Origin of the sequence: Flavobacterium bizetiae (genome assembly GCF_024271895.1) — a bacterium.
Lineage (GTDB): Bacteria > Bacteroidota > Bacteroidia > Flavobacteriales > Flavobacteriaceae > Flavobacterium > Flavobacterium bizetiae.
The window spans coordinates 4,264,217-4,287,342 of sequence record NZ_CP091861.1 but is presented as its reverse complement, the minus strand read 5'-3'; the positions used below and the strand labels follow the sequence as shown (position 1 = coordinate 4,287,342).

The 23,126-nt window shown below is 33.9% G+C and carries 23 protein-coding genes; 16 read left to right on the top strand and 7 right to left on the bottom strand.

Features of this window, described 5'->3' with window-relative positions; all coding sequences use genetic code 11:
- The first annotated feature begins 231 nt into the window (after positions 1-231).
- The 8 genes from L0669_RS18130 to L0669_RS18095 all read left to right on the top strand — a co-directional run bounded on the left by L0669_RS18130 (position 232) and on the right by L0669_RS18095 (position 6,934).
- On the top strand, positions 232-633 hold the full coding sequence (locus tag L0669_RS18130) for a cupin domain-containing protein (protein ID WP_263759221.1): 402 nt from the start codon (positions 232-234) through the stop codon (positions 631-633).
- 139 nt (positions 634-772) lie between these two features.
- Positions 773-1,795, top strand: coding sequence for an alpha/beta fold hydrolase (locus tag L0669_RS18125; protein ID WP_263759220.1), 1,023 nt, complete (start codon positions 773-775; stop codon positions 1,793-1,795).
- Positions 1,796-2,022: 227 nt separating this feature from the next.
- On the top strand, positions 2,023-2,433 hold the full coding sequence (locus L0669_RS18120) for an organic hydroperoxide resistance protein (RefSeq protein ID WP_263759219.1): 411 nt from the start codon (positions 2,023-2,025) through the stop codon (positions 2,431-2,433).
- 61 nt (positions 2,434-2,494) lie between these two features.
- A complete protein-coding gene (locus L0669_RS18115) occupies positions 2,495-3,265 on the top strand; it encodes a DUF1223 domain-containing protein (RefSeq protein ID WP_263759218.1) in 771 nt (256 codons plus the stop codon).
- 103 nt (positions 3,266-3,368) lie between these two features.
- Positions 3,369-4,049, top strand: coding sequence for a metal-dependent hydrolase (locus L0669_RS18110; RefSeq protein WP_263759216.1), 681 nt, complete (start codon positions 3,369-3,371; stop codon positions 4,047-4,049).
- Between the two features lie 294 nt (positions 4,050-4,343).
- Positions 4,344-4,748 carry a hypothetical protein gene (locus L0669_RS18105; RefSeq protein WP_263759215.1) on the top strand — a complete coding sequence of 135 codons (405 nt, stop codon included), beginning with the start codon at positions 4,344-4,346 and terminating at the stop codon, positions 4,746-4,748.
- Between the two features lie 421 nt (positions 4,749-5,169).
- Positions 5,170-6,186, top strand: coding sequence for a sensor histidine kinase (locus L0669_RS18100; RefSeq protein WP_263759214.1), 1,017 nt, complete (start codon positions 5,170-5,172; stop codon positions 6,184-6,186).
- Positions 6,167-6,934 (top strand): LytR/AlgR family response regulator transcription factor, encoded by a 768-nt coding sequence (locus L0669_RS18095; RefSeq protein ID WP_173972501.1) that lies wholly within the window; start codon positions 6,167-6,169, stop codon positions 6,932-6,934. Before L0669_RS18100 ends, L0669_RS18095 begins: the two co-directional genes overlap by 20 nt.
- Before the next feature lie 167 nt (positions 6,935-7,101).
- Here L0669_RS18095 and L0669_RS18090 read toward each other — a convergent pair whose 3' ends face one another.
- The 3 genes from L0669_RS18090 to L0669_RS18080 form a co-directional block, all read right to left on the bottom strand.
- Complete coding sequence (locus L0669_RS18090) at positions 7,102-7,905, bottom strand: DUF1223 domain-containing protein (RefSeq protein WP_263759213.1); 804 nt, start codon at positions 7,903-7,905, stop codon at positions 7,102-7,104.
- 81 nt (positions 7,906-7,986) lie between these two features.
- Entirely contained in the window at positions 7,987-8,376 is a 390-nt protein-coding gene (locus L0669_RS18085; RefSeq protein WP_263759212.1) for a DoxX family protein, read from the bottom strand.
- A 201-nt stretch (positions 8,377-8,577) separates the two neighbouring features.
- Positions 8,578-9,417 (bottom strand): AraC family transcriptional regulator, encoded by an 840-nt coding sequence (locus L0669_RS18080; RefSeq protein ID WP_263759210.1) that lies wholly within the window; start codon positions 9,415-9,417, stop codon positions 8,578-8,580.
- A 93-nt stretch (positions 9,418-9,510) separates the two neighbouring features.
- On the opposite strand from L0669_RS18080, the gene L0669_RS18075 reads away from it, so the two are divergent.
- The 3 genes from L0669_RS18075 to L0669_RS18065 all read left to right on the top strand — a co-directional run bounded on the left by L0669_RS18075 (position 9,511) and on the right by L0669_RS18065 (position 12,608).
- The gene (locus L0669_RS18075) at positions 9,511-10,506 is read left to right on the top strand and encodes an SLAC1 family transporter (RefSeq protein WP_263759209.1); all 996 of its coding nucleotides are present in this window, start codon (positions 9,511-9,513) and stop codon (positions 10,504-10,506) included.
- 247 nt (positions 10,507-10,753) lie between these two features.
- Positions 10,754-11,335: a TetR/AcrR family transcriptional regulator gene (locus L0669_RS18070; protein WP_263759208.1), complete on the top strand. Its 582-nt coding sequence runs from the start codon at positions 10,754-10,756 to the stop codon at positions 11,333-11,335.
- Between the two features lie 58 nt (positions 11,336-11,393).
- Positions 11,394-12,608, top strand: a complete 1,215-nt coding sequence (locus L0669_RS18065; RefSeq protein WP_263759206.1) for an MFS transporter — start codon at positions 11,394-11,396, stop codon at positions 12,606-12,608.
- A gap of 68 nt (positions 12,609-12,676) precedes the next feature.
- Here the strand turns inward: L0669_RS18065 and L0669_RS18060 are convergent, their stop codons facing one another.
- The gene (locus L0669_RS18060; protein ID WP_263759205.1) at positions 12,677-13,561 is read right to left on the bottom strand and encodes a DMT family transporter; all 885 of its coding nucleotides are present in this window, start codon (positions 13,559-13,561) and stop codon (positions 12,677-12,679) included.
- Positions 13,562-13,571: 10 nt separating this feature from the next.
- Positions 13,572-14,213 carry an FMN-dependent NADH-azoreductase gene (locus L0669_RS18055; protein ID WP_263759204.1) on the bottom strand — a complete coding sequence of 214 codons (642 nt, stop codon included), beginning with the start codon at positions 14,211-14,213 and terminating at the stop codon, positions 13,572-13,574.
- A 76-nt stretch (positions 14,214-14,289) separates the two neighbouring features.
- Between L0669_RS18055 and pdxR the strand changes: the two genes are divergently transcribed.
- From pdxR to L0669_RS18040, 3 genes are all read left to right on the top strand, one after another.
- Complete coding sequence (gene pdxR, locus L0669_RS18050; protein WP_263759203.1) at positions 14,290-15,750, top strand: MocR-like pyridoxine biosynthesis transcription factor PdxR; 1,461 nt, start codon at positions 14,290-14,292, stop codon at positions 15,748-15,750.
- Between the two features lie 240 nt (positions 15,751-15,990).
- Positions 15,991-16,446 carry a MarR family winged helix-turn-helix transcriptional regulator gene (locus L0669_RS18045; RefSeq protein ID WP_263759200.1) on the top strand — a complete coding sequence of 152 codons (456 nt, stop codon included), beginning with the start codon at positions 15,991-15,993 and terminating at the stop codon, positions 16,444-16,446.
- A 32-nt stretch (positions 16,447-16,478) separates the two neighbouring features.
- On the top strand, positions 16,479-16,913 hold the full coding sequence (locus tag L0669_RS18040) for a carboxymuconolactone decarboxylase family protein (protein WP_173972513.1): 435 nt from the start codon (positions 16,479-16,481) through the stop codon (positions 16,911-16,913).
- Positions 16,914-17,280: 367 nt separating this feature from the next.
- Here the strand turns inward: L0669_RS18040 and L0669_RS18035 are convergent, their stop codons facing one another.
- On the bottom strand, positions 17,281-18,396 hold the full coding sequence (locus tag L0669_RS18035) for a PepSY-associated TM helix domain-containing protein (protein ID WP_263759198.1): 1,116 nt from the start codon (positions 18,394-18,396) through the stop codon (positions 17,281-17,283).
- Positions 18,397-18,786: 390 nt separating this feature from the next.
- Between L0669_RS18035 and L0669_RS18030 the strand changes: the two genes are divergently transcribed.
- Entirely contained in the window at positions 18,787-21,183 is a 2,397-nt protein-coding gene (locus L0669_RS18030; protein WP_263759197.1) for a TonB-dependent receptor, read from the top strand.
- Between the two features lie 401 nt (positions 21,184-21,584).
- On the opposite strand, the gene L0669_RS18025 is transcribed toward L0669_RS18030, so the two are convergent.
- Positions 21,585-22,019: an META domain-containing protein gene (locus tag L0669_RS18025; protein WP_173971304.1), complete on the bottom strand. Its 435-nt coding sequence runs from the start codon at positions 22,017-22,019 to the stop codon at positions 21,585-21,587.
- 255 nt (positions 22,020-22,274) lie between these two features.
- Here L0669_RS18025 and L0669_RS18020 point away from each other — a divergent pair, with 255 nt between their 5' ends.
- Positions 22,275-23,093, top strand: coding sequence for an alpha/beta hydrolase (locus tag L0669_RS18020; RefSeq protein WP_263759196.1), 819 nt, complete (start codon positions 22,275-22,277; stop codon positions 23,091-23,093).
- The last annotated feature ends 33 nt before the right edge of the window (positions 23,094-23,126 follow it).

The following is a 23,126-nucleotide window of genomic DNA, read 5'->3' as shown; positions in this document are numbered from 1 at the left end:
CATAGATTTTATAATTTACATAAAGTTCGTTTTAAAAAATCAAGATTTTTAAACATAGTCCTGCTATGCGGTACTATTTAAAGTGAAACGCCCTTTTTTGATTCAGTAAAGCTATGTTTCTATGTGTTTAAGATCAAAGCAAAGGATTTAAAGATTTAAAAATAAAATCTGCCCAATCTGCTCAATCTGCGAGAAAAATTATTAAACACATAATCTAAAATAACAAACAAAATGAAAACAAATAAAATATACGCAATCTTGATCGTAGGACTTATTGCATTGTTCGCTCCATCAAATGCTCAGGCGCAAAAAAGCGGAGTAAAACGTACCGATCTACAAAAACATGATTTAAGTATTCCGGGAAAAGAAATGGTTCAGGCCCGAATTGATTTTGATGCTCATACTTCGTTTGGCAAACACGCACATCCGGGAGAAGAAGTAATCTATGTTCTGGAAGGCGCATTAGAATACCAGATTGAAGATGAAACTCCGGTAACCTTAAAAGCTGGCGAAGTTCTTTTTATTCCTGCAGGAAAATTTCACTCGGCAAACAATCATACCAATGCAAAAGCGGCTGAGTTAGCGACTTATATTGTAGAGAAGGGGCAACCGATTATGATTATGAAAAAATAAAAAATCTCAGGTTTAGGTTTGTCCGTTTCAGGTTTTACTTCGTCCGTTTCAACTATTTTCTGATTGTACAAAGATGGTTATCGGTATACTTTTGACGAAGAAATTAACTAATAATCAAACTGTTAAAATAAAAAGAATTATGAAAACAATACAAAAAGATAGAGGTAGTTTTGTAAATAGAACAACTTCAAAAATAGTTTTAGTAGCAGCTTTATTTTTTGCGATGACATTGGTAAATGCGCAATCAGAAAAACAAGTTACAACGGCAAGTTCTCTGGGAACATTAAAACAAATTAATGCCGGATTATTGAATGTGGGCTACACAGAAGCAGGACCTTCAACTGGTACTCCGGTAATTTTGCTTCATGGATGGCCTTACGATATTCACAGTTATAATGAAGTAGTGCCTATTTTAGTAGCGAAAGGATACAGAGTTCTTACGCCTTATTTAAGAGGATCAGGAACTACGACTTTTCTTTCTAAAGACACTTTTAGAAACGGACAGCAAGCAGCATTAGCAAGTGATATTATTGCTTTTATGGATGCGCTTAAAATTGATAAAGCCATTATTGGCGGATTCGATTGGGGAGCAAGAACAGCGGTGGTTATGGCGGCACTTTGGCCAGAACGCCTAAACGGATTGGTTTCTGTAAGTGGTTATCTGATAGTAAATCTTGAAGCCAATTTAAAACCGTTACCTCCTCAGGCTGAATTAGGATGGTGGTATCAGTATTATTTTGCTACCGAAAGAGGAAAATCAGGCTATAGCCAAAATACCTATGAATTTAATAAACTGATCTGGAAAATAGCTTCTCCGTTATGGAATTTCGATAAAGCAACGTACGATCAAACGGCACAATCTTTTAATAATCCGGATCATGTAGCAATCGTAATTCACAATTACAGATGGAGACAATCTCTGGAAGCGGGAGAATCTAAATACGATAGTTTAGAAAAGAAACTAGCAGAACGACCAGCAATTAAAGTTCCGACAATCACAATAGGAAGCGACTTTGACGGCGCCAATATAGACGGAAAAGCATACGCCAATAAATTCACCGGCAAATACGAACACAGAATTTTAAAAGGAATTGGACACAATGTTCCGCAGGAAGATCCTAAAGCATTTGCTCAGGCGATCATTGATGTTACTAAAATTTAAGCAAAAAGAAAAGTTTAACGACAAAAGCTTAACCGCAAAGAACGCAAGGATTTACGCAAAGTTCGCTAGGTCTATTTTAAAGCACACAAAGCTTTGCGTTCATAACGTTTTTAAAACCCTTAAAATTAAAAATCTTAACGCGATTTACAGTTAAATCATTAAGCATTCATATTCAAATTTTCAAATAAATCTAAAATCTTAAGTCTAAAATCTAAAATTAAAAAATCATGGAAACAAAAGTATTATACACAGGAAAAACACACACAACAGGCGGTCGCGAAGGAGCATCTCAAAGTTCAGACGATCAATTAAATATCAAATTAAGTTCACCGGGGACATCACGTCCGGGAACGAATCCGGAACAATTGTTCGCAGCGGGATGGTCAGCTTGTTTTATGGGAGCAATGGGAATAGCAGCTTCAAAATTAGGCGTTAAAGTTCCGGCAGAAACTGCTGTAGATGCAGAGGTTGATTTATGTCTGGCTGATGGAGAATATTTTCTACAAGCACGTCTTAACGTAAGCCTTCCGGGAATTGATCCTGAAGTTGCAAGAAAACTTACAGATGCTGCGCACCAAACTTGTCCGTATTCTAAAGCAACAAGAGGGAACATTGATGTTACCATTAATATTCTTTAATATTTTAAACAGAAAGCCTCTTCGAAAGTGGAGGCTTTTTAGATTATAAAAAATAGAAATCATGAAAAAAATAAAATTAATACATCTCACTGCTTTATTGGCTTTTTTTATAGGAACAACTGCTTTTGCTCAAAACAATCCCGATAAAAAAGAAGTGAAAAGTTTTGCACTTTTAGAATTATTTACATCAGAAGGTTGCTCGAGTTGTCCTCCCGCGGATGAATTGATGGGAAAAATTCAGAGCGAGTATAAAGACAACAATTTATATGTTTTGGCCTACCATGTTGATTATTGGGACAAACAAGGCTGGAAAGATATTTTTAGCAATCCCGATTATACTCAAAGACAATACGAATACGCTAAATTTTTAGGAAAAGAGCCTATCTACACACCACAAGTAATTGTTAATGGAAAATCAGAATATATTGCTTCGCAGGAACCTGTGGTGAGAAATGCGATTAAATCAGCACTTTCTAAACCCGCTGTTGCCGATTTAAAGTTAGAAGCAAGCGAAATCAACAATAGTCTCTCGGTAAAATATGCCGTAGAAGGAGCATCAAAAAACAGTCGTTTATTGATTGCAGTAGTTCAGAAAGCGGCGAAAAGCAATGTGAAAAGAGGGGAGAATGCTCATCGTATTTTATCGCATTATCAAATCGTACATCATTTGCATACCGTAAATCTCAACAAAGACAGATCTGGAATTGCTATTGTTCATTTGCCTAAAGACTTTAATACAAAAGACTGGGAAGTAATTGGTTTTGTTCAGGATAGAAACGACGGAATTATTTTAGGTGCTAATAAAGCAGCTTTTCAAGAACCTTCATTATAAAATTACGAGAAAATTTTTTACAGCTTGATTTAAAACTTATTGAGTTAATTATTTGATTTTTAGTAATTTAGTAATTCTGAATTAACCATTAAAATATATAAATATGAAAGTAACCTATTACGGCCATTCTTGCTTTTCAGTAGAAGTAGAGGGCAAAAACTTGTTGTTTGATCCTTTTATTTCAGGAAACGAATTAGCAAAAGACATTGATATTAATACAATTAAAGCAGATTATATTTTTGTTTCGCACGGACATTTTGATCATATGCTCGATGTAGAAATCATTGCAAATCGTACGGGAGCAACCGTATTTGGCAGTTGGGAATTGTACCATTATTTTGGTAAACTCGGACTTAAAAATCTTCAGCCTATAAATCCAGGAGGTAAAGGCACTTTTGAATTCGGAACTGTAAAAGCTTTTATTTCGCAGCATTCAAGCAGTTTTCCGGATGGTGCATACGCAGGATCTGCCAGCGGATTTGCTTTTAAAACATCCGAAGGTAGTTTTTATTACAGCGGCGACACGGCACTTACGTTAGATATGAGTTTGGTGGCAAAATGGGTAGATTTAGATTTTGCAGTTTTCCCCGTAGGAGATTTATTGACAATGGGAATCGACGATGCGATTGAAGCAGCAGAACTTGTAAAAACGAAAAAAGTCATTGGCGTTCATTATGATACATTCGGATTTATTAAAATGAATAAAAACAATGCAATCGAAGAATTTAAAAACGCAGGTTTGAGTTTGTATTTGCCAGATATTGGAGAAACAATCAATATTTAAAAGGTAAAGTTTTTTTCGCACTTTTTTATATAGTAAAATTTATTCTCGCGCAAAGTCGCAGAGTCGCAAAGTTTAGCTCTTTTGCTTATTTTTCTTTGCGCTTTTGCGACTTTGCGCGATTCTTTTGGGCAATACAATTCAAAAAATATAAACACATAAATTTCTTCAAATCGAGACTTGTCCAATTCAGCTTTTAAGTTGTCCGTTTGACCTTTTTTAGGCTTCTTATTATAATGGCAATGGTATAAATTTGTTTAAAATTAAAACACTTTTTAACTCTTAAATTCTATCATTATGAAATCAATATTCTCTTTTTTAGTCGTTGCATTTTTCTTTTTATCTGTAAAATCTAACGCTCAAAATTACTCAAGTAATAGTTTATATAAAGCCATACATTCTCAAAATAATCAAATATTTGAATCCTTTATATTTCCTAAATTTATTATGAATGAGAATGACAGTATTGCAACATTAAATAAATTCTCAAAAGACCTGCGCTCTGAATTATCAAGTCAAAAATGGAATACTGTTTTAAACGAAAATAACCGTAATTATGCCAATAATCTTTCGATGATTAAGGTGATCGATAAAGACAAAATAAATCTATTTGGAAATTCTTTAATGGGTTTTACCGAGAAGAAATTAGTTTTTGATGAACCAGCTTTATTTAGTGATACGGTATTGGTTTACAGTTTTTAAGGTTTGATAATATGCACATTTATAATTTAGATTTCCTATTCTTTTTAAAGGATTAGAACCCTTCTTTAGCATTTATAATCGTCATTTTTGTCATTCCGACGAAGGAGGAATCTCCACCAGAAGCTCGACAAAGATTGGCGACATTCAGGATAGAATTTCGTGTGTGATTTCTCCTTCGTCGAAATGACAAAAATGCGCAGACTTATTTTCGAAGCAAAGTATTTATTAAATACTAACACAAATAAAAAATCAACCTTAATAAAAGAAAATCAATTAATTTTAGTGTGTTATTTAAAGTAATTAATTAATACAAAACTTAAAGAAATCAAGACTTTTTTTTAGCATTACAACAGTATTTTCAATATAAAATACTTCTAAAAAATTCTATCTTTACCAAAGCAAGATTAAAAAAAACGCAAATATGGAAAAAGTAAAACGCTTTCAGGTTTCCTCAAAAGTTATATGGGGAAGTTCTATAGCACTGGCAATTCTTGCTTCGATACCCAAATTATTTGATGGCGATTCTACTCTGGGAGACATCATTATAAACTCTTCGATTACCTTGTTGTTTTCCGTTTTTATATGGTATTATAACATGTACAGTTTGCCTAAATTTTCTTCGCAACGCACGCATCAAAGTTTATTCAACTGGAAACTTTTACTGAGCGTTATAATGGGTATTGTGGTCATGGTGATTTTGGTAATTGGGCATCAGGAACTTTTTCAAATATCAAAAATGGACGCGCCAATCATGTTCGAACTGCGAGGTGTTTTAATCAATTTGATTGTGTATATGTTTTTGCATTTGCTTTTTCAAAACTACCAAACCCAACAAATGGGCGTAGAACTAGAACGTACCAAAGCTGTAAATCTGGGCGCGCAATACGAACTTTTAAAACAACAGGTTAATCCGCATTTTTTGTTTAATAGTCTCAATACTTTAAAATCGATGGTTGATATTCAGGATCCGCAGAGTTCTGATTTTATCCTGAAATTATCCGATTTTTATCGATTTACATTAGAAAGCCGAAAACTGGATTTGATTCCGCTAAAAGAAGAACTTCAGATCTTGGATTCGTACGTATACCTTTTAAAAGCCCGTTTCGAGGACGGATTTGTTCTTGAAAACAAAGTCGATCAAAGACAATACGATTCGGCTGTTCCGCCTTTTACATTGCAATTATTAATCGAAAATTGCATCAAACACAACGTGGTTTCATTAGATAAACCCCTACACATTAAATTATATACCGAAGGAGATTTCCTGGTGATCGAAAATCAAATACAGCTCAAAAGAGGCGTATTGTCTACCGGCGTAGGATTGGACAATATTAACCAGCGCTTTTCGCATTTGATTCACAGAGAAATTGAAATCGAGAAAAACGAAACTACTTTTAAAGTAAAAATACCAATGACCTATGACTATCGTAATAATTGAAGATGAAGTAAAAACGGCCAAAGCACTTGGTCAGCTTATATTGAGTATCAGGCCAGATGCTCAAATTTTGTCGTACATACAAAGTATAGACGGCGCTGTGAGTTATTTATCAGAGAATGATCAGCCGGATCTTATTTTTATGGATATTCAGTTGGCGGATGGATTGTGTTTTGAAATTTTTAAAAATGTCGAAGTTTTATCGCCTGTAATTTTCTGTACCGCTTTTGATGATTATGCGATTGAAGCTTTTAAAGCAAACGGAATCGATTATGTATTGAAACCATTCTCAAGAGAAAGCATTGCTCAGGCGATTAAAAAAGCAGGAGAACTGAAGAATTTCTTTCAAAGAAATAAAAAAGCGATGCCTGATTTCGATTATTTATTAACCAGAACAGGCGAGAATACAGGAAAGACTAGTTTTTTAGTTTTCAAAAACAATAAATATCAAACCGTTCTTACAGAGAATATTGCATTTTTTTACATTAAAAATGAAACGCCCACGATTATGACTTTCGATAAAGCCGAATATCAGATCACGCAATCTCTGGATGAAGTGCATAAACTTTTATCGCCAACTCAATTCTTTAGAACAAATAGACAGTATCTGATTAATTTTTCGGCCATTAGAGAAGCAGAACATTATTTTTCCCGCAAATTAATCCTGAAATTAACGATACCAACCGAAGAAAAATTATTGGTAGGAAAAGACAAAGCAACTGCTTTTTTGAGCTGGTTAGAGAATAGATAAATAGCTTTATACTTAAAATTTATATGCCACAGATTTCACAGATTAAAATGATTTTTAATTAAAAAAAATCTTTAAAATCATTTTAATCTTTGGCATAAAAAATCACTGATCATAAAAAGAATAATCAGTGAATACCAGTTTAAATCCGTTTAATCTGTGGGCAATTTTCACATCAAATTAACTTTCGCTGTAGCGGAAATTTTCCCAGTAGAAATATTTTGAATAAAGCCTATTAATTCCCAATTTTTAGCTTCAAAATTAGTTGGTTTTGCAACTTTCAAATTATCTTCTTTTTCATTTAAAGGAAAACCTTTAAGCTGTCTTACAATCTGAACGTGATGTAAAGTAGCTCCTTTATTTTCCCCACGTGCGACTTTCGAAATAGCTTCTTTTTGAACCGTAGCAATAAACAAATTGCTGTTTTCCTGAATCTCATTTGTTTTAAAATGAATGCTTATAGAATCTTTATCAGTGCTTTTTGCGATAAGTTCCAGATTAGAAGTGGGTTTCATTACCAAAGCATCCGAAATCTTTTTAGAAAGCGTTGTTTCATTATAACCCGCAAATTCGGTCATTCCGTTAATGATAAATTGCGGCGTATACATCACATAAAGATTCAGCCAGTTTTGATATTGTTGTTGTCGAACTGTAAATTCGTTTGAACTAAACTGATCCTTCCAACCCAAACGATCCCAATAATCAACATGATACGCCAGGAAGTAAATGTTTTGGTTTTGGCTTTCCTGCTGTAATTTTGCCATCAATTCATCTGCAGGCGGACAACTCGAACAACCTTCGGAAGTAAAAAGTTCTACAACGGCAAATCCGTTAGTATTAGAAGTTTCGAGTTTAATTTTTTCTGATTTTAATTTTCCGGTCAGTTCTTCGTAACTATCCGGAAACATGAAACAGTTGAGCGAAAAGAGAACGGAAAGCGCAACGAGAGCGCTTATTAAAAGTGTATTTTTCATTGTGTTTATTTTGAATGATTGAAAAGCGCAATCCCGATAGCTATCGGGATTGCAGGATTAAAAAAGTAAAGGTCTGTATGCTTAATTATTTAAGGTATAAGTTGCTGTATACAATTTTCTAAACATGATATAAGTTACGCTTACCATTACAAAAGCAATAATAGCATCTGTAGTTGCGGGAAAACCTAAAACGGCGAGTTTAGAGAAGAAGGCGAAAGTAATGTCAAAAAATACTCCTGCAAATACCCATTCTTTCAATCGTAACAATTTGTTCGGAATTAATAAAGTGATTACTCCGGCAACTTTCATTACGCCAAGCAGATAAATAAAATGTTCCGGATAGCCCAATTGTTGTGTAATTGCCCAAACGATTGGATTGGTTGTTAGTTCGAAAAAACCGCTGGCGCCAAACCATAAAGAAGTTAAAATGATTCCTGTCCAGTAAATAATTTTTGTTGTTTTTGTACTCATGATTTCTATTTTTTAAGTTGATTTATAGGACAAATTTGCGCCATAAGCCATCAATTTAAAATTGAAAAAATGTTGAAACGGACAATTTAAAAGTTGAAATAGACAATCCTTAAGTTGATCAATTTTGGAAAGTTCAGGTGTTAAAGAGAATTTAGAAATAAAGATTAGTAATGAGTTTAAAATCTTAAAATTACAAACGAATTAATTGACCTGATTTTTTCTAAAAGCAGATGGAGTAGTGCCCCGATGTTTTTTGAAGATTTTATTGAGATGACTTTCATCATTAAAACCCAATTCACTCGCAATTTCGCCTACACGCAAATCACTATAAAGTAATCGGTTTTCGACCAGTTTTATGCGGTATTTCGAAATATAATCCTGTAAAGTTTCATTGGCTTGTTTCTTAAAATACCTGCCAAGATAAGTTTCAGAAATGCCGAATTTTTCACTCATAACCGTTACACTCAATTTTTCAGGTTCGTAAATATGCGTTTGAATGTATTCCAGTAAGGTATGCGCTTTTCCGTCAGATTGTTTGTTGATGTTTTCCGGAAGATATTCAGAGATATTTCGGGCAATAATTACAATCAAAGTATTAATCAACAACTGAATCAATTCTGTATTATACAAAGTAGGATTGTGGTATTCATGCCTGATAGCTTCTATAACAGGATGCACCAGATTTTTGTCGGTAATTCTTTTTAAAATACATCCCGGCTGATGATGGGCGTGTTGTAAAATGTATTCAAGTTTATAAAGATTATTCGATGTAAAAGGACCATTTTTAATGTAAATATCCGTAAAACGCAGCTGAAAAATAGTTGTAGGACTTGCAATCTCTAATGCATGAGAATCCTGAGGCGTGATCAAAAATAGATGTCCCGGTTCATACGACAATCGATTTTCATTGATCGTTTGTATGCCGGTTCCCGAAACAATATAAAGTAATTCAAAGAAATTATTACCCACTTCTGTATGTAGGGATTCGTTTATTTCTTTAAAAACAACTTCGTACGGAAGGTATAAATTGGTTTTGATCATAACAACATATTACTAAATTAACGAATGATATTACAATTATAAAATCCTTAAATCAGTATAATTTTGCTCAAAGTTAAATCAAATATTTTAATAATGAACAAAATCGTAGACAAAACCGCACAACAACAGTTTCAAAAACAAAAGATTACATTGCCAATCGCGCCCGCTTCCTTTTTTGCCATGACGTTAGGATTAGCAGAAACAGGAAATGCCTGGAGAAACGCCACATCATTATGGCATTTACCTTCTTATATTGGAGAAGTCTTAGAAGGTTTAGCCTTGCTATCGTTTTTATGGTGGTTATTGCTGTATTGCAACAAATGGATTCAGCACAGAAAACTGGCTGTAACCGAATTTAATGATCCTGTACAATCGTCGTTTCTGGCTTTAATTCCTGAATCGATTATACTAATGGCAATCGCGATTCATATTTACAGTCAGTCAATTGCTATTTCTTTGTTTTGGGTGGGTTCTGTATCAAACCTTATTTATGGAGCTTACAAACTTTCGGGTTTATGGACACAAGAACGCCAAACCGAACATACAACACCTTCTTTATTCCTGACTTTTACCGCCAGTATTTTGGTTAATGCACTTGCAGCCGGATTATTAGGATATACGAATTACGGTTATGTACTTTTAGGAATCGGAACTATTTCGTGGCTCATTATGGATTCTGTAATTACGCAACAATTAACCGTGGGCGGACTTGGCGCAAAAACGAGAAACTTTATGGGAATTTACATGGCGCCGGCTGTAATTTTATTTGTCGCCTATCAGGTTTTATGCGGAAATAATCTAAGTATTCCGATAGTTTATGGTTTAATGGGGTATGCAGTATTTGTTTTTGTTGCCATAACTTTTGCTTTTAAATGGTTAAAAGAACAAGCCTTTGCACCCGGATATTGGGCATATACTTTCGGCATTGCAACATTATCACAAGGACTTTCGATTTTTGCTTTAAAAAGTGCTGATTTTACGGTTTCGATTCTAGCGATAATTATATTTTGTATCATGAATGTTGTCGTTTTAGGAGTGACAATAGGATCTGTGAAACTGTTATGGAAAGGTAATTATTTTCCGAAATAAAAAAGATATTCTAGTTTCATGTACTAAACCTGACAGGTTTTTAAAACCTGTCAGGTTTGTCGTAAGAAGAGAAAAATTTAAAAAATCAATAATAATAAATCAGTGCAAACCCGTTTAATCCGTACAATCCGGGGGCCATTTTCTAAAAAACAAATAACATGTAAGTAACTCATAATTAAATTAAAAGTTAAAATATTTGCAAATAAAGACCGAACGGTCTAAATTTGTTCTCTCAAATAAGAAAGTCATGAGTAAAGCAGAAAGAACCAGACAATTTATTATTGAAGCATCGGCGCATATAATCAACAAAAAAGGAATGGCCGGAACTTCATTAAGCGATATTATGGAAGCTACCAAACTGGCTAAAGGCGGTATTTACGGAAACTTCGAAAGCAAAGAAGAAATTTGTAAAGAGTCATTTTTATACCTAAGATCTCAATTATCGACTAAATTAAATTTGGCTGTAGCCGAAGGAAAATCAGCCAGAGAAAAACTGATTAATTTGCTAAATGTGTATGCCAATGACATCAATACAGCAGATGGCTGCCCGATTTTGAATTTTGGAGTAGAAGCTGACGATACCAATCCTGCCATGAAAGAACAGGTTAAAAAAGCCATTCGTGCTGCCCAAAACAGATTTTTTACCATTGCTGAAGAAGGAATAAAAAACAATGAATTATCATCAGATATTAATCCGGAGCATTTTAGCATAAAAGTTTTCGCCATGATAGAAGGCGCAATTTTATGTAGAAAAATTCTAGGAACTGATGACCAAATGAAAATTATTCTGGACAGCATTAAAACAGAATTTGAAAACTATGTATTGTAGTTTTTTTTTAAACTTTTTTAGACCGATCGGTCTGATTTAATAGTAACTAATTTAAAAAATGAGAAATTTACAAGAAAACCATAAGGGCTTTAGTACCTTATTAGCCCTATCCTTAATTCCGCTATCCGGATTTGCCACAGATATTTATTTGCCTTCGCTTCCGGCTATGGCAAAAGATTTACACGTTTCAGCAGGAGCCGTTCAGCTTTCGCTTGTTTTCTTTATGTTTAGCCTCGGCGTAAGCCAGATTTTTATAGGGAGTATTTTAGACAGTTTCGGACGTTTTAAAATTAATATTGCTTCGCTTGCCGTATTTTCTATAGCCAGTTTTGTGATTGCTTTAGTACCTGATATTTATGTTATTTATGCCATGAGAATTATTCAGGGAATTGCAATTGCCTTTATCGTTATTGCCAAACGAGCCTATTTTGTCGATCTCTATTCAGGCGAAAAACTAAAAAGCTACATTAGTTTATTTTCTATTATTTGGGCATGCGCACCCATTATGGCGCCCTTTTTAGGTGGATATTTAGAACATAGTTTTGGCTGGAGATCTAATTTTTATTTCCTTGGCGGATTATCATTGATTTTCCTGGCTTTAGAACTTGTATATAGCGGAGAAACTTTAAAATTTTCTCATCCTTTCAAACTAAAAAGCATTGCACAAACCTATTCAGGAATGCTAAAATCACATGATTTTACTTTTGGTGTTTTAATTCTGGCTATGTGTTATAGCGTTGTTTTAGTGTATAGCTTATCAAGTCCTTTTATTATAGAGCGCGTTCTTGGATATTCAGCCATTACAACAGGCTATAGCTCATTATTGTCCGGTTTAGGAGTTATGGCAGGCGGTATTATTTCAAAATCATTGATTCATAAACCATTGGCCAAAAAAGTTACTATTGCCGTTTCAACACAAGTAGTTTTGGTAGTATTAATGATTGCAACTTCTTCTATAGCCAGTAATATTTACACTTTGGTAGGATATACTTTAGCGCTTAATATTTGCGGAGGCTTCATTTATAATAATATCTACAGCTATTGTCTAAGTCGTTTTTCTAAAAATGCCGGAGTTGCCAGCGGACTTACAGGCGGAGGAACTTATATGTTAAGCTCTTTATTCAGCTACGGATTTGTTAATTTATATGCTGTAAAAAGTCAGTTGTTATTAGGCTTTGCCAATATTTCTCTAATTGCTATTGTTGTTATTGTTTTCATGCTTTTCAATAAACAAAGAGTACAGAATTTAGCAACGGTTACGGTTAAATCTTAAAAATAAACTTCAATAAATAAATTCCAAATTCCAACGCTAATTGGAATTTGGAATTTAATTTTTGGAATTTAACCTTTCCGTATATTCATCAATACTACTGCAAACAGAATCAGAATTACACCCATCCATTGTATAAAATCTACAGGTTCTTGGAGCCAAATATACGCTACAAGTATAGAAACAGGAATTTCTACAGAAGCAATAATAGCGCCCAAACCCATTCCGGTTAAAGGCATTCCTCTTGTAAATAAAAGAGGAGGGAGGATCGTGCCGAACAGGGAAAGTACAATTCCCCAACGCATAAAAATACCAGTTGAAAAATGAGTATTTATCGAAGAATGAAATATCAGAGCAATAACAATAAATCCTCCTAAAATCATAAAAAGACTTCTTCTTAACGGAGGAGAATCCAGCTCAATATTGTTCGAAGAATACATAGTAGCCGTATATGAAAGCGCCGCCATAATTCCCCAGAAAAAGCCTGTCCAATTTATAATTACAGACTCCTGCAGCAAATTGGTCGCTAATACTGTCCCAATCAAAATGATTAAAACCGAAATGATTTTACGTAATCCGGGTATTTTTTTATAAATAATCATTTCTGCAATAACGCCCATCCAAACAGTTTGCATTAGCAATACGATCGCAACGCTCACAGGTACATATTGCACAGATAAGTAATAAAAAGTACTGGTTAAGCCCAAAGAAGTTCCGGCAAGAATCAACTTAAAAACACTTTTAAAATTCGATTTTTCAGTCTTAACTTTCTGTTTTGTTTTAGAAAATAAACTCAAAATCAAAAGTCCTGCAAAGCCAAGAATATATTGCGAAAGCGTCACTTCGGCCGTTGAAAATCCTTCCTGATAAGCCATTTTTACAAAGGTCGCCAGCATGCCGTAACTCGAGGCTCCAAGTGCAATAAACAAACTTCCTTTGAGAACATTATTTTTCATTCGTGCCATTTTAAAGCAATTCTTTCTCGATAAGAGATTGTACTTTTTGATGTGAATTTTCTATTTTTTCTTTCAATAGTTCCGGATTAAGAGTCGCTCCGTCGATTGCAATCATATGAATATTGTGTACGCCCATAACATTAAAAACTGTTTTTAAATAATCGGTCTGAAAATTCATATGCGCGTTAAATTCTCCTTTTTCATATCCCTGAGAACCTCTCGATAATAATAAAACCACTGTTTTGTTTTCTAATAAACCAATATATGGATTCTCATAATTACCCGGATTCAGTTTCCAGGTTTCATTTACGCGCACAACCTGATCAATATAAGCTTTTAGCGCGCTCGGTACCGACCAATTGTACATAGGAGTTCCTACAACAATAATATCCGCCTGATGTAATTCTGCAATATATAGATCACTTGTTTTTAGCGCTTCTTTTTCTTCCTCAGATCTTGCTGTTTCAGGTTTAAAAGCTGCTGCAATCCAATTTTCATTAATATGAGGAACATCCGTATTTCCTAATTCACGAAACGTAATTTCAGGATTAGTATGAATGCTTTTCCAATGGTTTACAAATACTTCAGTAAGATTTCTGCTGTGAGAATTAAGCGTTCTTGCGCTTGAATTGATAACTAATATTTTTTTCATTTTAATAATTTTTGTCAAAAGTAGCGCTGTTTTGGGTTAACTTTGTATACCAATTTTTATAAAAACTACAGCCCAGATGTTGCCATATAAATCCTTAATTCAAATCGATAGAAATTCATCCGTCAATATCTATATTCAGGTATGCAATAATTTTGTATCCCTGATTACCAACGGTACGCTTCAGCCTTCGGATGTATTGCCGAGCTCGAGAGTATTGGCAGATCTAATTGGCATTAACAGAAATACCGTAAAACTGGCATACGAAGAATTAATCAGTCAGGGTTGGGCTGAATCTGTTGAGCGAAAAGGGGTTTTTGTACTTTCAAAATTGCCTGTGATTTCCAAACCTAATTTGCCTCAAACTGATAAAAACCATAATCAGCAAGAGTCTTTTATATGGACCAATCATTTTAGCAATAGTATTCCAAGTACAAATTTTCAAAAAACCGGACTTAGAATCGATGATGGTTTTCCTGATGTTCGTCTGGCGCCTGTAGATCAGTTAATGCGTGAATACAGAAGTCTTTCACGAAAATTTTACGGTAAAAACTTCCTGAAATATGGCAGCTCAAAAGGATCTGAACATTTGCGTATTTCGATTTCAAACTATCTTTCGAATACAAGAGGATTGGTGGCTTCGCCTGATAATATTTTGATTTCTAAAGGAAGCCAAATGGGAATTTACCTTACCGCTCAATTACTTCTTACTATTGGTGATACCGTTGCTGTAGGAGTTTCAAATTACGGTTATGCCGATGATACTTTCAAACATTCAGGAGCGAAATTAATTCGTATTCCGGTTGATGAAAACGGGATGGACATTGATTATCTCGAAAATATTTTACGCAAACAAACCATAAAAGCACTTTACATCATTCCGCATCATCATTTCCCGACAACTGTAACCTTAAGTATGGAGCGTAGATTGAAATTATTAAATCTCGCCAGGGAATATCGTTTTGCTATTATCGAAGACGATTATGATTTCGATTTTCATTACGAAAATAAACCGTATTTGCCTTTGGCGAGTATCGACCACAATCATAATGTTATTTACATAGGTTCAATTTCGAAGACTTTTGCTCCGGCTTTACGAATTGGGTTTATGTCTGGGCCACCAGCTTTTATTAATGCTGCGGCATCGTTGCGAGAACTGATCGATAAACAAGGTGATACGCTTCTTGAAGATGCTTTTTCGGTATTGTTTAATAATGGCGAAATGGAAAGACACTTTCGCAAATCATTAAAAATTTATAAACATCGAAGAAATCTTTTCTGTGATATTCTTGAAACGGACTTTAAAAATGATATTGAATTTGAAATCCCGGAAGGCGGACTTGCGGTTTGGGCAACTTTCGATAAAAAAACAGATTTAATCAAAATGTCCCAAAATGCCCTAAAAAATGGACTTCATATCGATAACGGACTTTTTTATAAAAATGAATCTTTCGATAAAAATGCCATGAGAATTGGTTTTGCTTCTATCGATGACAACGAAATCATCAAAGCATTTGAGATTCTTAAAAAGAGCTTATAAACCAATGAGTATAATTTAAACACATAGAAATGTAGCTTTAGTATTTCTGTGTGTTTAAAGTTTTTTCACGCAGATTCAAATAGATTTAAGCTAATTTTTTTAATCCTTTAATCTGTGGCTATCTTTTTTTGCATATAAATTATTTGATTTTTATATCATTTAACTGGGCTAGTCTTTATTTTAAAATTGGTATATTTTGCATCCAGTTTGTTGTTCTAATTTTGCGGTATAGAAAAACAAATGATGAATACAATTACAACAAACGAATCGGTTTTAATAGCTTTAAACAAAAAGACTTTGTTGAATATTCTGCATACACAAAATCTATTGTCGGAAGGTTTTGGAGAGATTTTAAAGCAATATCATTTGTCATCAGAACAATATAATGTTATGGCGATTCTGCAAGATCAAAATGGTAAAGCGACCAATATGTGCGATATTCAGGAAAAAATGATTTCCAAAACCAGTAATACCACACGCTTGGTCGATAAATTACTTCTAAAAGGTTTCGTAACCAGAGAAGTTTGCAGCAAAAACCGAAGAAAAATAGACGTATTCATCACAAAATCCGGGCTTGAAATCATGAAAGATTTAAAGCCCAAAATGGAGATTTTAGAAGAAAAACTTTCGCACAAACTGACAGTAAGAGAATTTCAAAATCTTAATTTTTTATTAGAGAAATATCATATCGCTTAAATTAAAACAATAATCATCTAAATTGAAAAAAAATGAAAACAAGAATTCATATTGACAAAGTAGAACCAGCAGGATACAACGCTATTTTAGGACTGGAGAAATTTATCGAAAGCACATCGCTAACAAGAACGCACAAAGAGTTAATTAAAATTAGAGCTTCGCAAATAAATGGTTGTGCGTTTTGTATTAACATGCACACCAAAGATGCAAGAAAAGCAGGCGAAACAGAACAACGTATTTATGCTTTGAATGCATGGCGTGATACTCCGTTTTTTACCGATGAAGAAAGAGCGATTTTGGCTTTGACCGAAGAAATCACTTTAATAAGTAATCATGTCAAAGACGAAACTTACGAAGCTGCAGCTAAAGTTCTCGATGAGAAATATTTGGCTCAGGTAATTTTGGCCATTATTACCATTAATGCCTGGAACAGAATAGGTATTGCTACAAATCTAATTCCTGCGTAATCAATCAGACATATTAAAAAAAAGGATTTAAAGCTTCATTATTTTGAGTTTTAAATCCTTTTTTGTTTCGGGCAATCTCATCAAGTTAAGCTTTTTTAGAAAGTTTTTTTTAAGGAGCTAATCCCGCTATACGTTCCAATCTTTTGTGCCGAACCCCGGCACAAAAGGATTTCCTCTTCTATCGGGGCTAGGGCAATCATTTTCATAATAATATTTTTGGTTAATTTGTCATTTCGAGGAACGAGAAATCTCCAGAAGAAACTCCGCAAAGAGAGTCCTAGCTTTGTCGAGCTGCTCGCGGAGATTTCTCGTTCCTCGAAATGACAGACAGAGCGAATAACCTGCTAATTGTGAATTTGATAAGCTCTTACGACTTCGCTGTTTTTTTCTTTTTCCCTAACCAGATCAATAATCCTGTAATAGGTAAAGTCAAAGCAAAAAGAGAAACCAAAAACGCAAGTATTTTGGTTGGTAAACCGTAAATACTTCCCGTATGAATAGGGTAGTTGAGACGTCTTATTTTATCTCCGTTCGAAAAATTTTCATAAGGTCTTGCTTCAATTTCTTTGGCCGTATATTTATCAAAATAAGCAGCGCTGGATTGATGCGGAATTGTTTTTTCTGAATATTCTTTTAATACTGTAATACTATTAATGGTGTCAACAGGCATCCTGATCTGGATGTTTCCTTCATAAGGAAAAATACTATCCGTCTTATCGCAAATACTTTGGTAGAAAGCCGTATGATTCAGTTTAGGATCTATTTTTGTTGGATTTTTTACTTTAGCAGAAGGCTTTTTCGTAGTACCATCAGCGAGAAAATAAACACCGTTTTGAAACCAGGTAAAAGCAAAACTTAATCCGGTTAATGAAATTAGTAATAAAATAAAAAAGCTGTAAAATCCAAAAGTCGAGTGAAAATCCCAGTTGACTCTTTTAAAAGAAGCGATCCATTTTACAGTAAGTCTTTGTTTTAGGTTTTTTATCTTTTTTGGCCACCATAAAATTAATCCTGAAATAAGCATGAAAACAAATATCAAACATGAAGTTCCCATGATGATTTGGCCGGTGTCACCCAGCAATAACTGTCGGTGTAATTTTAAAACAAAAACAAAAAATCTTTTTTCCTGAGGAGTTGTAGCGAGAACTTTACCCGTGTAAGGATCGATAGAAAAAAACTGTGCTTTTTTATCAGAGTCTTTGGCTAAAATTTGCATGGTACGCGAAGGATCATTAAACGTATAAATACGCGTAATCTTTTTTATCGAATATTGTTTCTGAAGTATATCAGTACAATAATCAATCGTTTTTTTAGTCGTTCCTACTGCAGCAACATTATAATATTCCGGATGAATGGCGCCGTCAATTTCTTTTTCAAAAACCAAAATACTGCCCGTTAATGCAGCAATAAAAACAATTAAACCAGAACCAAGACCTAGCCACAAGTGCAATAGTCCAATGTTTTTTTTAAATCCTTTATTCATAAATGCTGTTTCCAGTTTACACAAGCAATTTTAACTTGTAAATTTCTTTAATTCCCGCACAAATTTATACTTATTTAGACTAAATCTGTAGTGTGTGTCTAAAAAACTTTTTTGATTTTACGAAACTTTAAAATTGAAATAAAATGAGATTGCAATGACACGGATTTATTTCGTTAAAAAAGAAATAATCATCTTTTTTTATGGCTGAAATCTTATAAATGAATTAAAATAAAATACTTAAAAAGTAATGCTTTGTGCTTGATAAAAGGGTGTGCCATCTGCTGCCTCACATTAACTTAAAATATTACTTGTTAAACTAGTATTAATTTCTATTTTTGCACTGTTTTTATTAATTCTAAATAAGAACAAAACTAACCAAACTTAAAACCAATGAATCATTTTAGTGTAAGAACACCCAGGTTTTTATTTATTATTAGCTTTTTATTTTCAGTTTTAACCTCTTCTGCGCAACAAACAAGCGGGAAAATAAAAGGAAAAATCACCACATCTGACGGAAAATCAGCTTCAGGAATAACCATTATCCTTAAAAATTCAAAATACAAGACAGTTACCAATAGCGATGGTAGTTTTACATTTAATAAAATAGTAGAAAACATCTATACTTTACAGGCATCTTCACCAGGATATGAAGGACTAGAACAAGAAGTTACCGTTGCAAATAATGAAACTGCAACGGTTAGTCTTCAATTAAAATCTTCAGGTAACGCTGCGCAAGCTGAAGAAACTTCTGAAAAAAGTGGTGCCGAATTGAACGAAATTATCGTTTCGGCAAGCAGAAAGGTCGAAACGTTATCTAAAACACCATCTTCTGTAACAGTAATAAATGCAAAAGACATTGATAATTTATCAATCGTGAGCCCGAATATTGCCAATATTGTAGCGTATGCAGTTCCGGGTTTAGGATCAGCAACAAACAATACGGGTAATTACGGGCAAACACTTCGCGGGAGAAATCCTTTGGTACTTATTGACGGGATTCCGCAATCGACGCCCTTAAAATCAGCAGGAAGAGAAATTCGTTCTATCGATCCTTCGGTAATCGAACGTATTGAAGTGATAAAAGGCGCAACCGCTATTTACGGTAACGGTGCCGATGGAGGTTTGATTAATTATATTACAAAATCAGGTAAAACTCAAAAGAAATTTGCCGGATATAGTGAGGCCGGAACTACCGGAAACATAAAAGGAGACAGTACGGCCGGATACAGATTTAACCAGCAATTTTACGGAAAAATCAATAAATTCAATTATATCGTAGGCGGCACTTACGAAAAAACGGGTGTTTTTCGTGACGGAGAAGGTCAGGTTATTTCTCCTGAATACGGATTAGGCGAAACCAAAACGTATAATATTTTTACTAAAGTAGGCTACAATTTAACCGATAAGCAAAGAATTGAATTGATGTACAATTATTTCAGTTCGAATCAGGATTCTGATTTTATTCTTAAAAATGGTGTTTACGGAGTGAGTCCCGCGATAGGTATTTTAGGAAACAGACCAGGGGTTGATGAAGGAACACGTTATAACCATAATGCAAATCTTCAATATGTAAACAAACAACTATTTGGCAATACCTCGTTTACAGCAAATTTATATTTTCAGGATTTCCTTACGATATTTTCTAATTCTGCCTTTTTCTATGGTGGAGGACAATCTCAAACGGCATCGGCTAAAAAAGGTTTACGAGTTTATTTGAATACTCCGTTTACCGTTTCTTCGAATTTTTCAGGAGATGTTACCTATGGTTTTGATTTACTTAACGATAAAACCAATCAAAAACTGGTAGATGGCAGGGTTTGGGTACCCAATATTAATATGGTCAATCTGGCGCCGTATGCGCAATTATCAACGCAGCTTTTTAGCGACTGGACGGTAAAGGCAGGTTTACGTTTAGAAAATATTAAAATCAATATCGATGATTATAATACGCTTGCTACGGGAGCAAACGGGGCAGGAAGTATTGCTGTAAAAGGCGGAGATCTAACTTATGATGCTTTTGTTTTTAATACCGGAATTCGTTATTCAAGATTTAAGTTTTTTAATCCTTTTGTGAGTTTCTCTCAGGCTTTCTCTGTATTCGATCTTGGTCGTGTTCTTACGAATGCGAAACAAGATGCGATTTCAAAATTACAAACTAAGCCCATTATCGTTAATAATTACGAAGGAGGTTTTAGCAGTCAGTTAGGGAAATTTAATTTGAGTGCGGCCTATTATTTCAGTACTTCAAAACTAGGAACAAATTTGGTTCAGGTTGATGGTTATTTGGTTGCCGAGCGTTTGCCGGAACGTGTTTGGGGTTATGAAGTTCAGGCAGATTATCAAGTCATTAAATCATTAACAGTAGGAGGAAACTATGCCTACGTGCAAGGTAGAGGCGATAAAGATTCTGACGGGCATTTTTATGGAGATAATGATATTTATTTAAAATCAAACAGAATTCCGCCGGTTAAAGTTACGGGTTACGCAAAATATGGCGACAAACGATTAAACGTTGAGTTGTACTGGATGTTGGTTGGTGATCGTGATGTGTTTCAGCCTAATGCAAAAGGAGCGTATGCCATTGGCGAAGGCCCAATAAAATCTTTCAATTTATGGAATGTTGCTACGGCGTATAAAGTAACGGATAGCATTAGAGTAAAACTCGGAATCGAAAATTTATTCAATACAGATTATTACACGACAACTTCTCAGTTTTATGGCACAAACGCCAATTATACCAGAGGTAACGGTTCAAGATTCAACCTGGCTCTTGGATATAGTTTCTAAAAGCAGCAACTGATAATAATATTTTTTGTTTTTTATTTGAGGGTTTCTGGCGATCTTTTTCGTCAGGAACCTTTTTTTTAACCAATTCTAAGAGTTAGGAGAAAAAAAATTAACGCAGAGAATGCTAAGATTTTTTACTTTTCTCTTTTATAAAAAACAAAAAGTTCACAATTCCGATATCTATCAGGATTGTATTGATTTAGCTTTGCGAACTTTGCGTTTCTATAAGCATTTTTATATAAAATCTTTGCGTGCTTTGCGGTAAAAAAATAGTAAGTGTTTACAATATGTATTGTAGATACTCTTAAATTAATGATATTTTTGCATCCATAAAAAAATCCCTCAAGATTTGAAATTGAGGGATTTTGCTTTATTAATTATTCTAATGTAAAGCAACCAAATTATTTAGTTACTTTTTTGAATCTCATCATTGGGATATCCTTCATGATCAGGTTCAGTTTTCCATCTTTATCAATAGAATAACTATCAATATTTTTAATCGTTTTTGTAAAAACCTGTTCTCCACCACCTTCACAATACATTAAAGTAGCCGGACCTTGTTCTCCAAAAGTAAGTGATTTTCCTTTTAAAGTAAATGGAGCACTATAACCGTTACAACCTGCATTTCCGGAAACTTGTTTAGTAGCTTCATCAAATTTAATAAACGGTTTTTTATCAGGAAATAAGCCTTCAAAAGCAATACGCGGACCAGAAATATACTCCAGTTCCCACGTTGTATTATAAAGATCGGCAGTTTTTGAAGTGTCTTTCATTGTTGTACAAGAATTAAAAGATAATGCTAAAATAGCGACGAATACCAATACGTAATTTTTCATAAAATAAGATTTTAAAACATAAATTTAAAGATTTTAATCAAAATTTGGGCCATAAATCTGACTTATTTTTAGTTTTTAATTTGATAATGATCAAAAAGAAACAAAATATCGCGTTAGATTATTAAGGTCTAACAGGTTATTGCGATATCGATTTGCTCGTACACATAGATAAATAAAAATTTAATTCCTCAACAAATGTAAATGCTTTTGCATTTTCTATAGCTGAATTTTGTCTCATCATTAAAAATAAAAAAGATGAAAACATTATTTACCACCGTAGCACTTTTTGCAATAGCATTATCTATTTCTGCACAAGAAATTATTCATAAAAAAGTATGGAGCAAAAAGATGAATAAAGAGATCGAAACAGTTATAATTACTCCAAAATTGATTAAAGGGCAAACCTATAAAACCATTTATATTCTGCACGGCTATAGCGGAAATCCGGACAGAACGTACCAACAGGATATTCCGGATCTTACCGGAAAAGCCCAAAAATATAATACGATTTATGTGTTGGCCAATGGTAATTTTAATAGTTGGTATGTAGATAGTCCTGTAGATAAAACATCGCAATATCAAACCTTTATAGGAAAAGAATTAGTCGAATATATAGATGCCAATTACCCCACGATAAAGAATCGAAAGTTTAGAGGAATTCTAGGTTGGAGTATGGGCGGATATGGCGCGTTGAATATTGGTGTGTTTTATACCGATACATTTTCTATCGTGGGAAGTTCCTGCGGCGCATTAGATTTTAATCGATTTGGAGAAAACTTTCATAATTATCAGGTAGATAAAGTTTTAGGAGATTTTAAAGATTTACCTAAGCAATATTTCACTTTTGATAAAACAAACGAAATGAAATTAGCCAATCAATTCTATATTTTAGATTGCGGAACTGAAGACGCTCAAATGATCGATATGAACAGAGATTTTCATCAGCTTTTAACTCATCAAAAAATACAACATCTTTATACAGAATCTCCTGGCGGACATGATCCAAAATATTGGAACAAATCATTATCGAATCAATTGGCTTTGTTTGATAATTTTTTTAATGCTGAAAAATAAGAGAACTGTAATTTTATAATAGTAAAAGCTTGT

Bases quoted from the DNA above. Each gene is read 5' to 3' on its own strand.
- L0669_RS18120 (WP_263759219.1), top strand. From the start codon at position 2,023: ATGGAAACAAAAGTATTATACACAGGAAAAACACACACAACAGGCGGT.
- L0669_RS18035 (WP_263759198.1), bottom strand. From the start codon at position 18,396: ATGAATAAAGGATTTAAAAAAAACATTGGACTATTGCACTTGTGGCTA.
- L0669_RS18055 (WP_263759204.1), bottom strand. From the start codon at position 14,213: ATGAAAAAAATATTAGTTATCAATTCAAGCGCAAGAACGCTTAATTCT.
- L0669_RS18090 (WP_263759213.1), bottom strand. From the start codon at position 7,905: ATGAAAAATACACTTTTAATAAGCGCTCTCGTTGCGCTTTCCGTTCTC.
- L0669_RS18070 (WP_263759208.1), top strand. From the start codon at position 10,754: ATGAGTAAAGCAGAAAGAACCAGACAATTTATTATTGAAGCATCGGCG.
- L0669_RS18075 (WP_263759209.1), top strand. From the start codon at position 9,511: ATGAACAAAATCGTAGACAAAACCGCACAACAACAGTTTCAAAAACAA.
- L0669_RS18060 (WP_263759205.1), bottom strand. From the start codon at position 13,561: ATGAAAAATAATGTTCTCAAAGGAAGTTTGTTTATTGCACTTGGAGCC.
- L0669_RS18100 (WP_263759214.1), top strand. From the start codon at position 5,170: ATGGAAAAAGTAAAACGCTTTCAGGTTTCCTCAAAAGTTATATGGGGA.
- L0669_RS18020 (WP_263759196.1), top strand. From the start codon at position 22,275: ATGAAAACATTATTTACCACCGTAGCACTTTTTGCAATAGCATTATCT.
- L0669_RS18105 (WP_263759215.1), top strand. From the start codon at position 4,344: ATGAAATCAATATTCTCTTTTTTAGTCGTTGCATTTTTCTTTTTATCT.
- L0669_RS18125 (WP_263759220.1), top strand. From the start codon at position 773: ATGAAAACAATACAAAAAGATAGAGGTAGTTTTGTAAATAGAACAACT.
- pdxR (WP_263759203.1), top strand. From the start codon at position 14,290: ATGTTGCCATATAAATCCTTAATTCAAATCGATAGAAATTCATCCGTC.
- L0669_RS18115 (WP_263759218.1), top strand. From the start codon at position 2,495: ATGAAAAAAATAAAATTAATACATCTCACTGCTTTATTGGCTTTTTTT.
- L0669_RS18040 (WP_173972513.1), top strand. From the start codon at position 16,479: ATGAAAACAAGAATTCATATTGACAAAGTAGAACCAGCAGGATACAAC.
- L0669_RS18030 (WP_263759197.1), top strand. From the start codon at position 18,787: ATGAATCATTTTAGTGTAAGAACACCCAGGTTTTTATTTATTATTAGC.
- L0669_RS18025 (WP_173971304.1), bottom strand. From the start codon at position 22,019: ATGAAAAATTACGTATTGGTATTCGTCGCTATTTTAGCATTATCTTTT.
- L0669_RS18085 (WP_263759212.1), bottom strand. From the start codon at position 8,376: ATGAGTACAAAAACAACAAAAATTATTTACTGGACAGGAATCATTTTA.
- L0669_RS18080 (WP_263759210.1), bottom strand. From the start codon at position 9,417: ATGATCAAAACCAATTTATACCTTCCGTACGAAGTTGTTTTTAAAGAA.
- L0669_RS18065 (WP_263759206.1), top strand. From the start codon at position 11,394: ATGAGAAATTTACAAGAAAACCATAAGGGCTTTAGTACCTTATTAGCC.
- L0669_RS18130 (WP_263759221.1), top strand. From the start codon at position 232: ATGAAAACAAATAAAATATACGCAATCTTGATCGTAGGACTTATTGCA.
- L0669_RS18110 (WP_263759216.1), top strand. From the start codon at position 3,369: ATGAAAGTAACCTATTACGGCCATTCTTGCTTTTCAGTAGAAGTAGAG.
- L0669_RS18045 (WP_263759200.1), top strand. From the start codon at position 15,991: ATGATGAATACAATTACAACAAACGAATCGGTTTTAATAGCTTTAAAC.
- L0669_RS18095 (WP_173972501.1), top strand. From the start codon at position 6,167: ATGACTATCGTAATAATTGAAGATGAAGTAAAAACGGCCAAAGCACTT.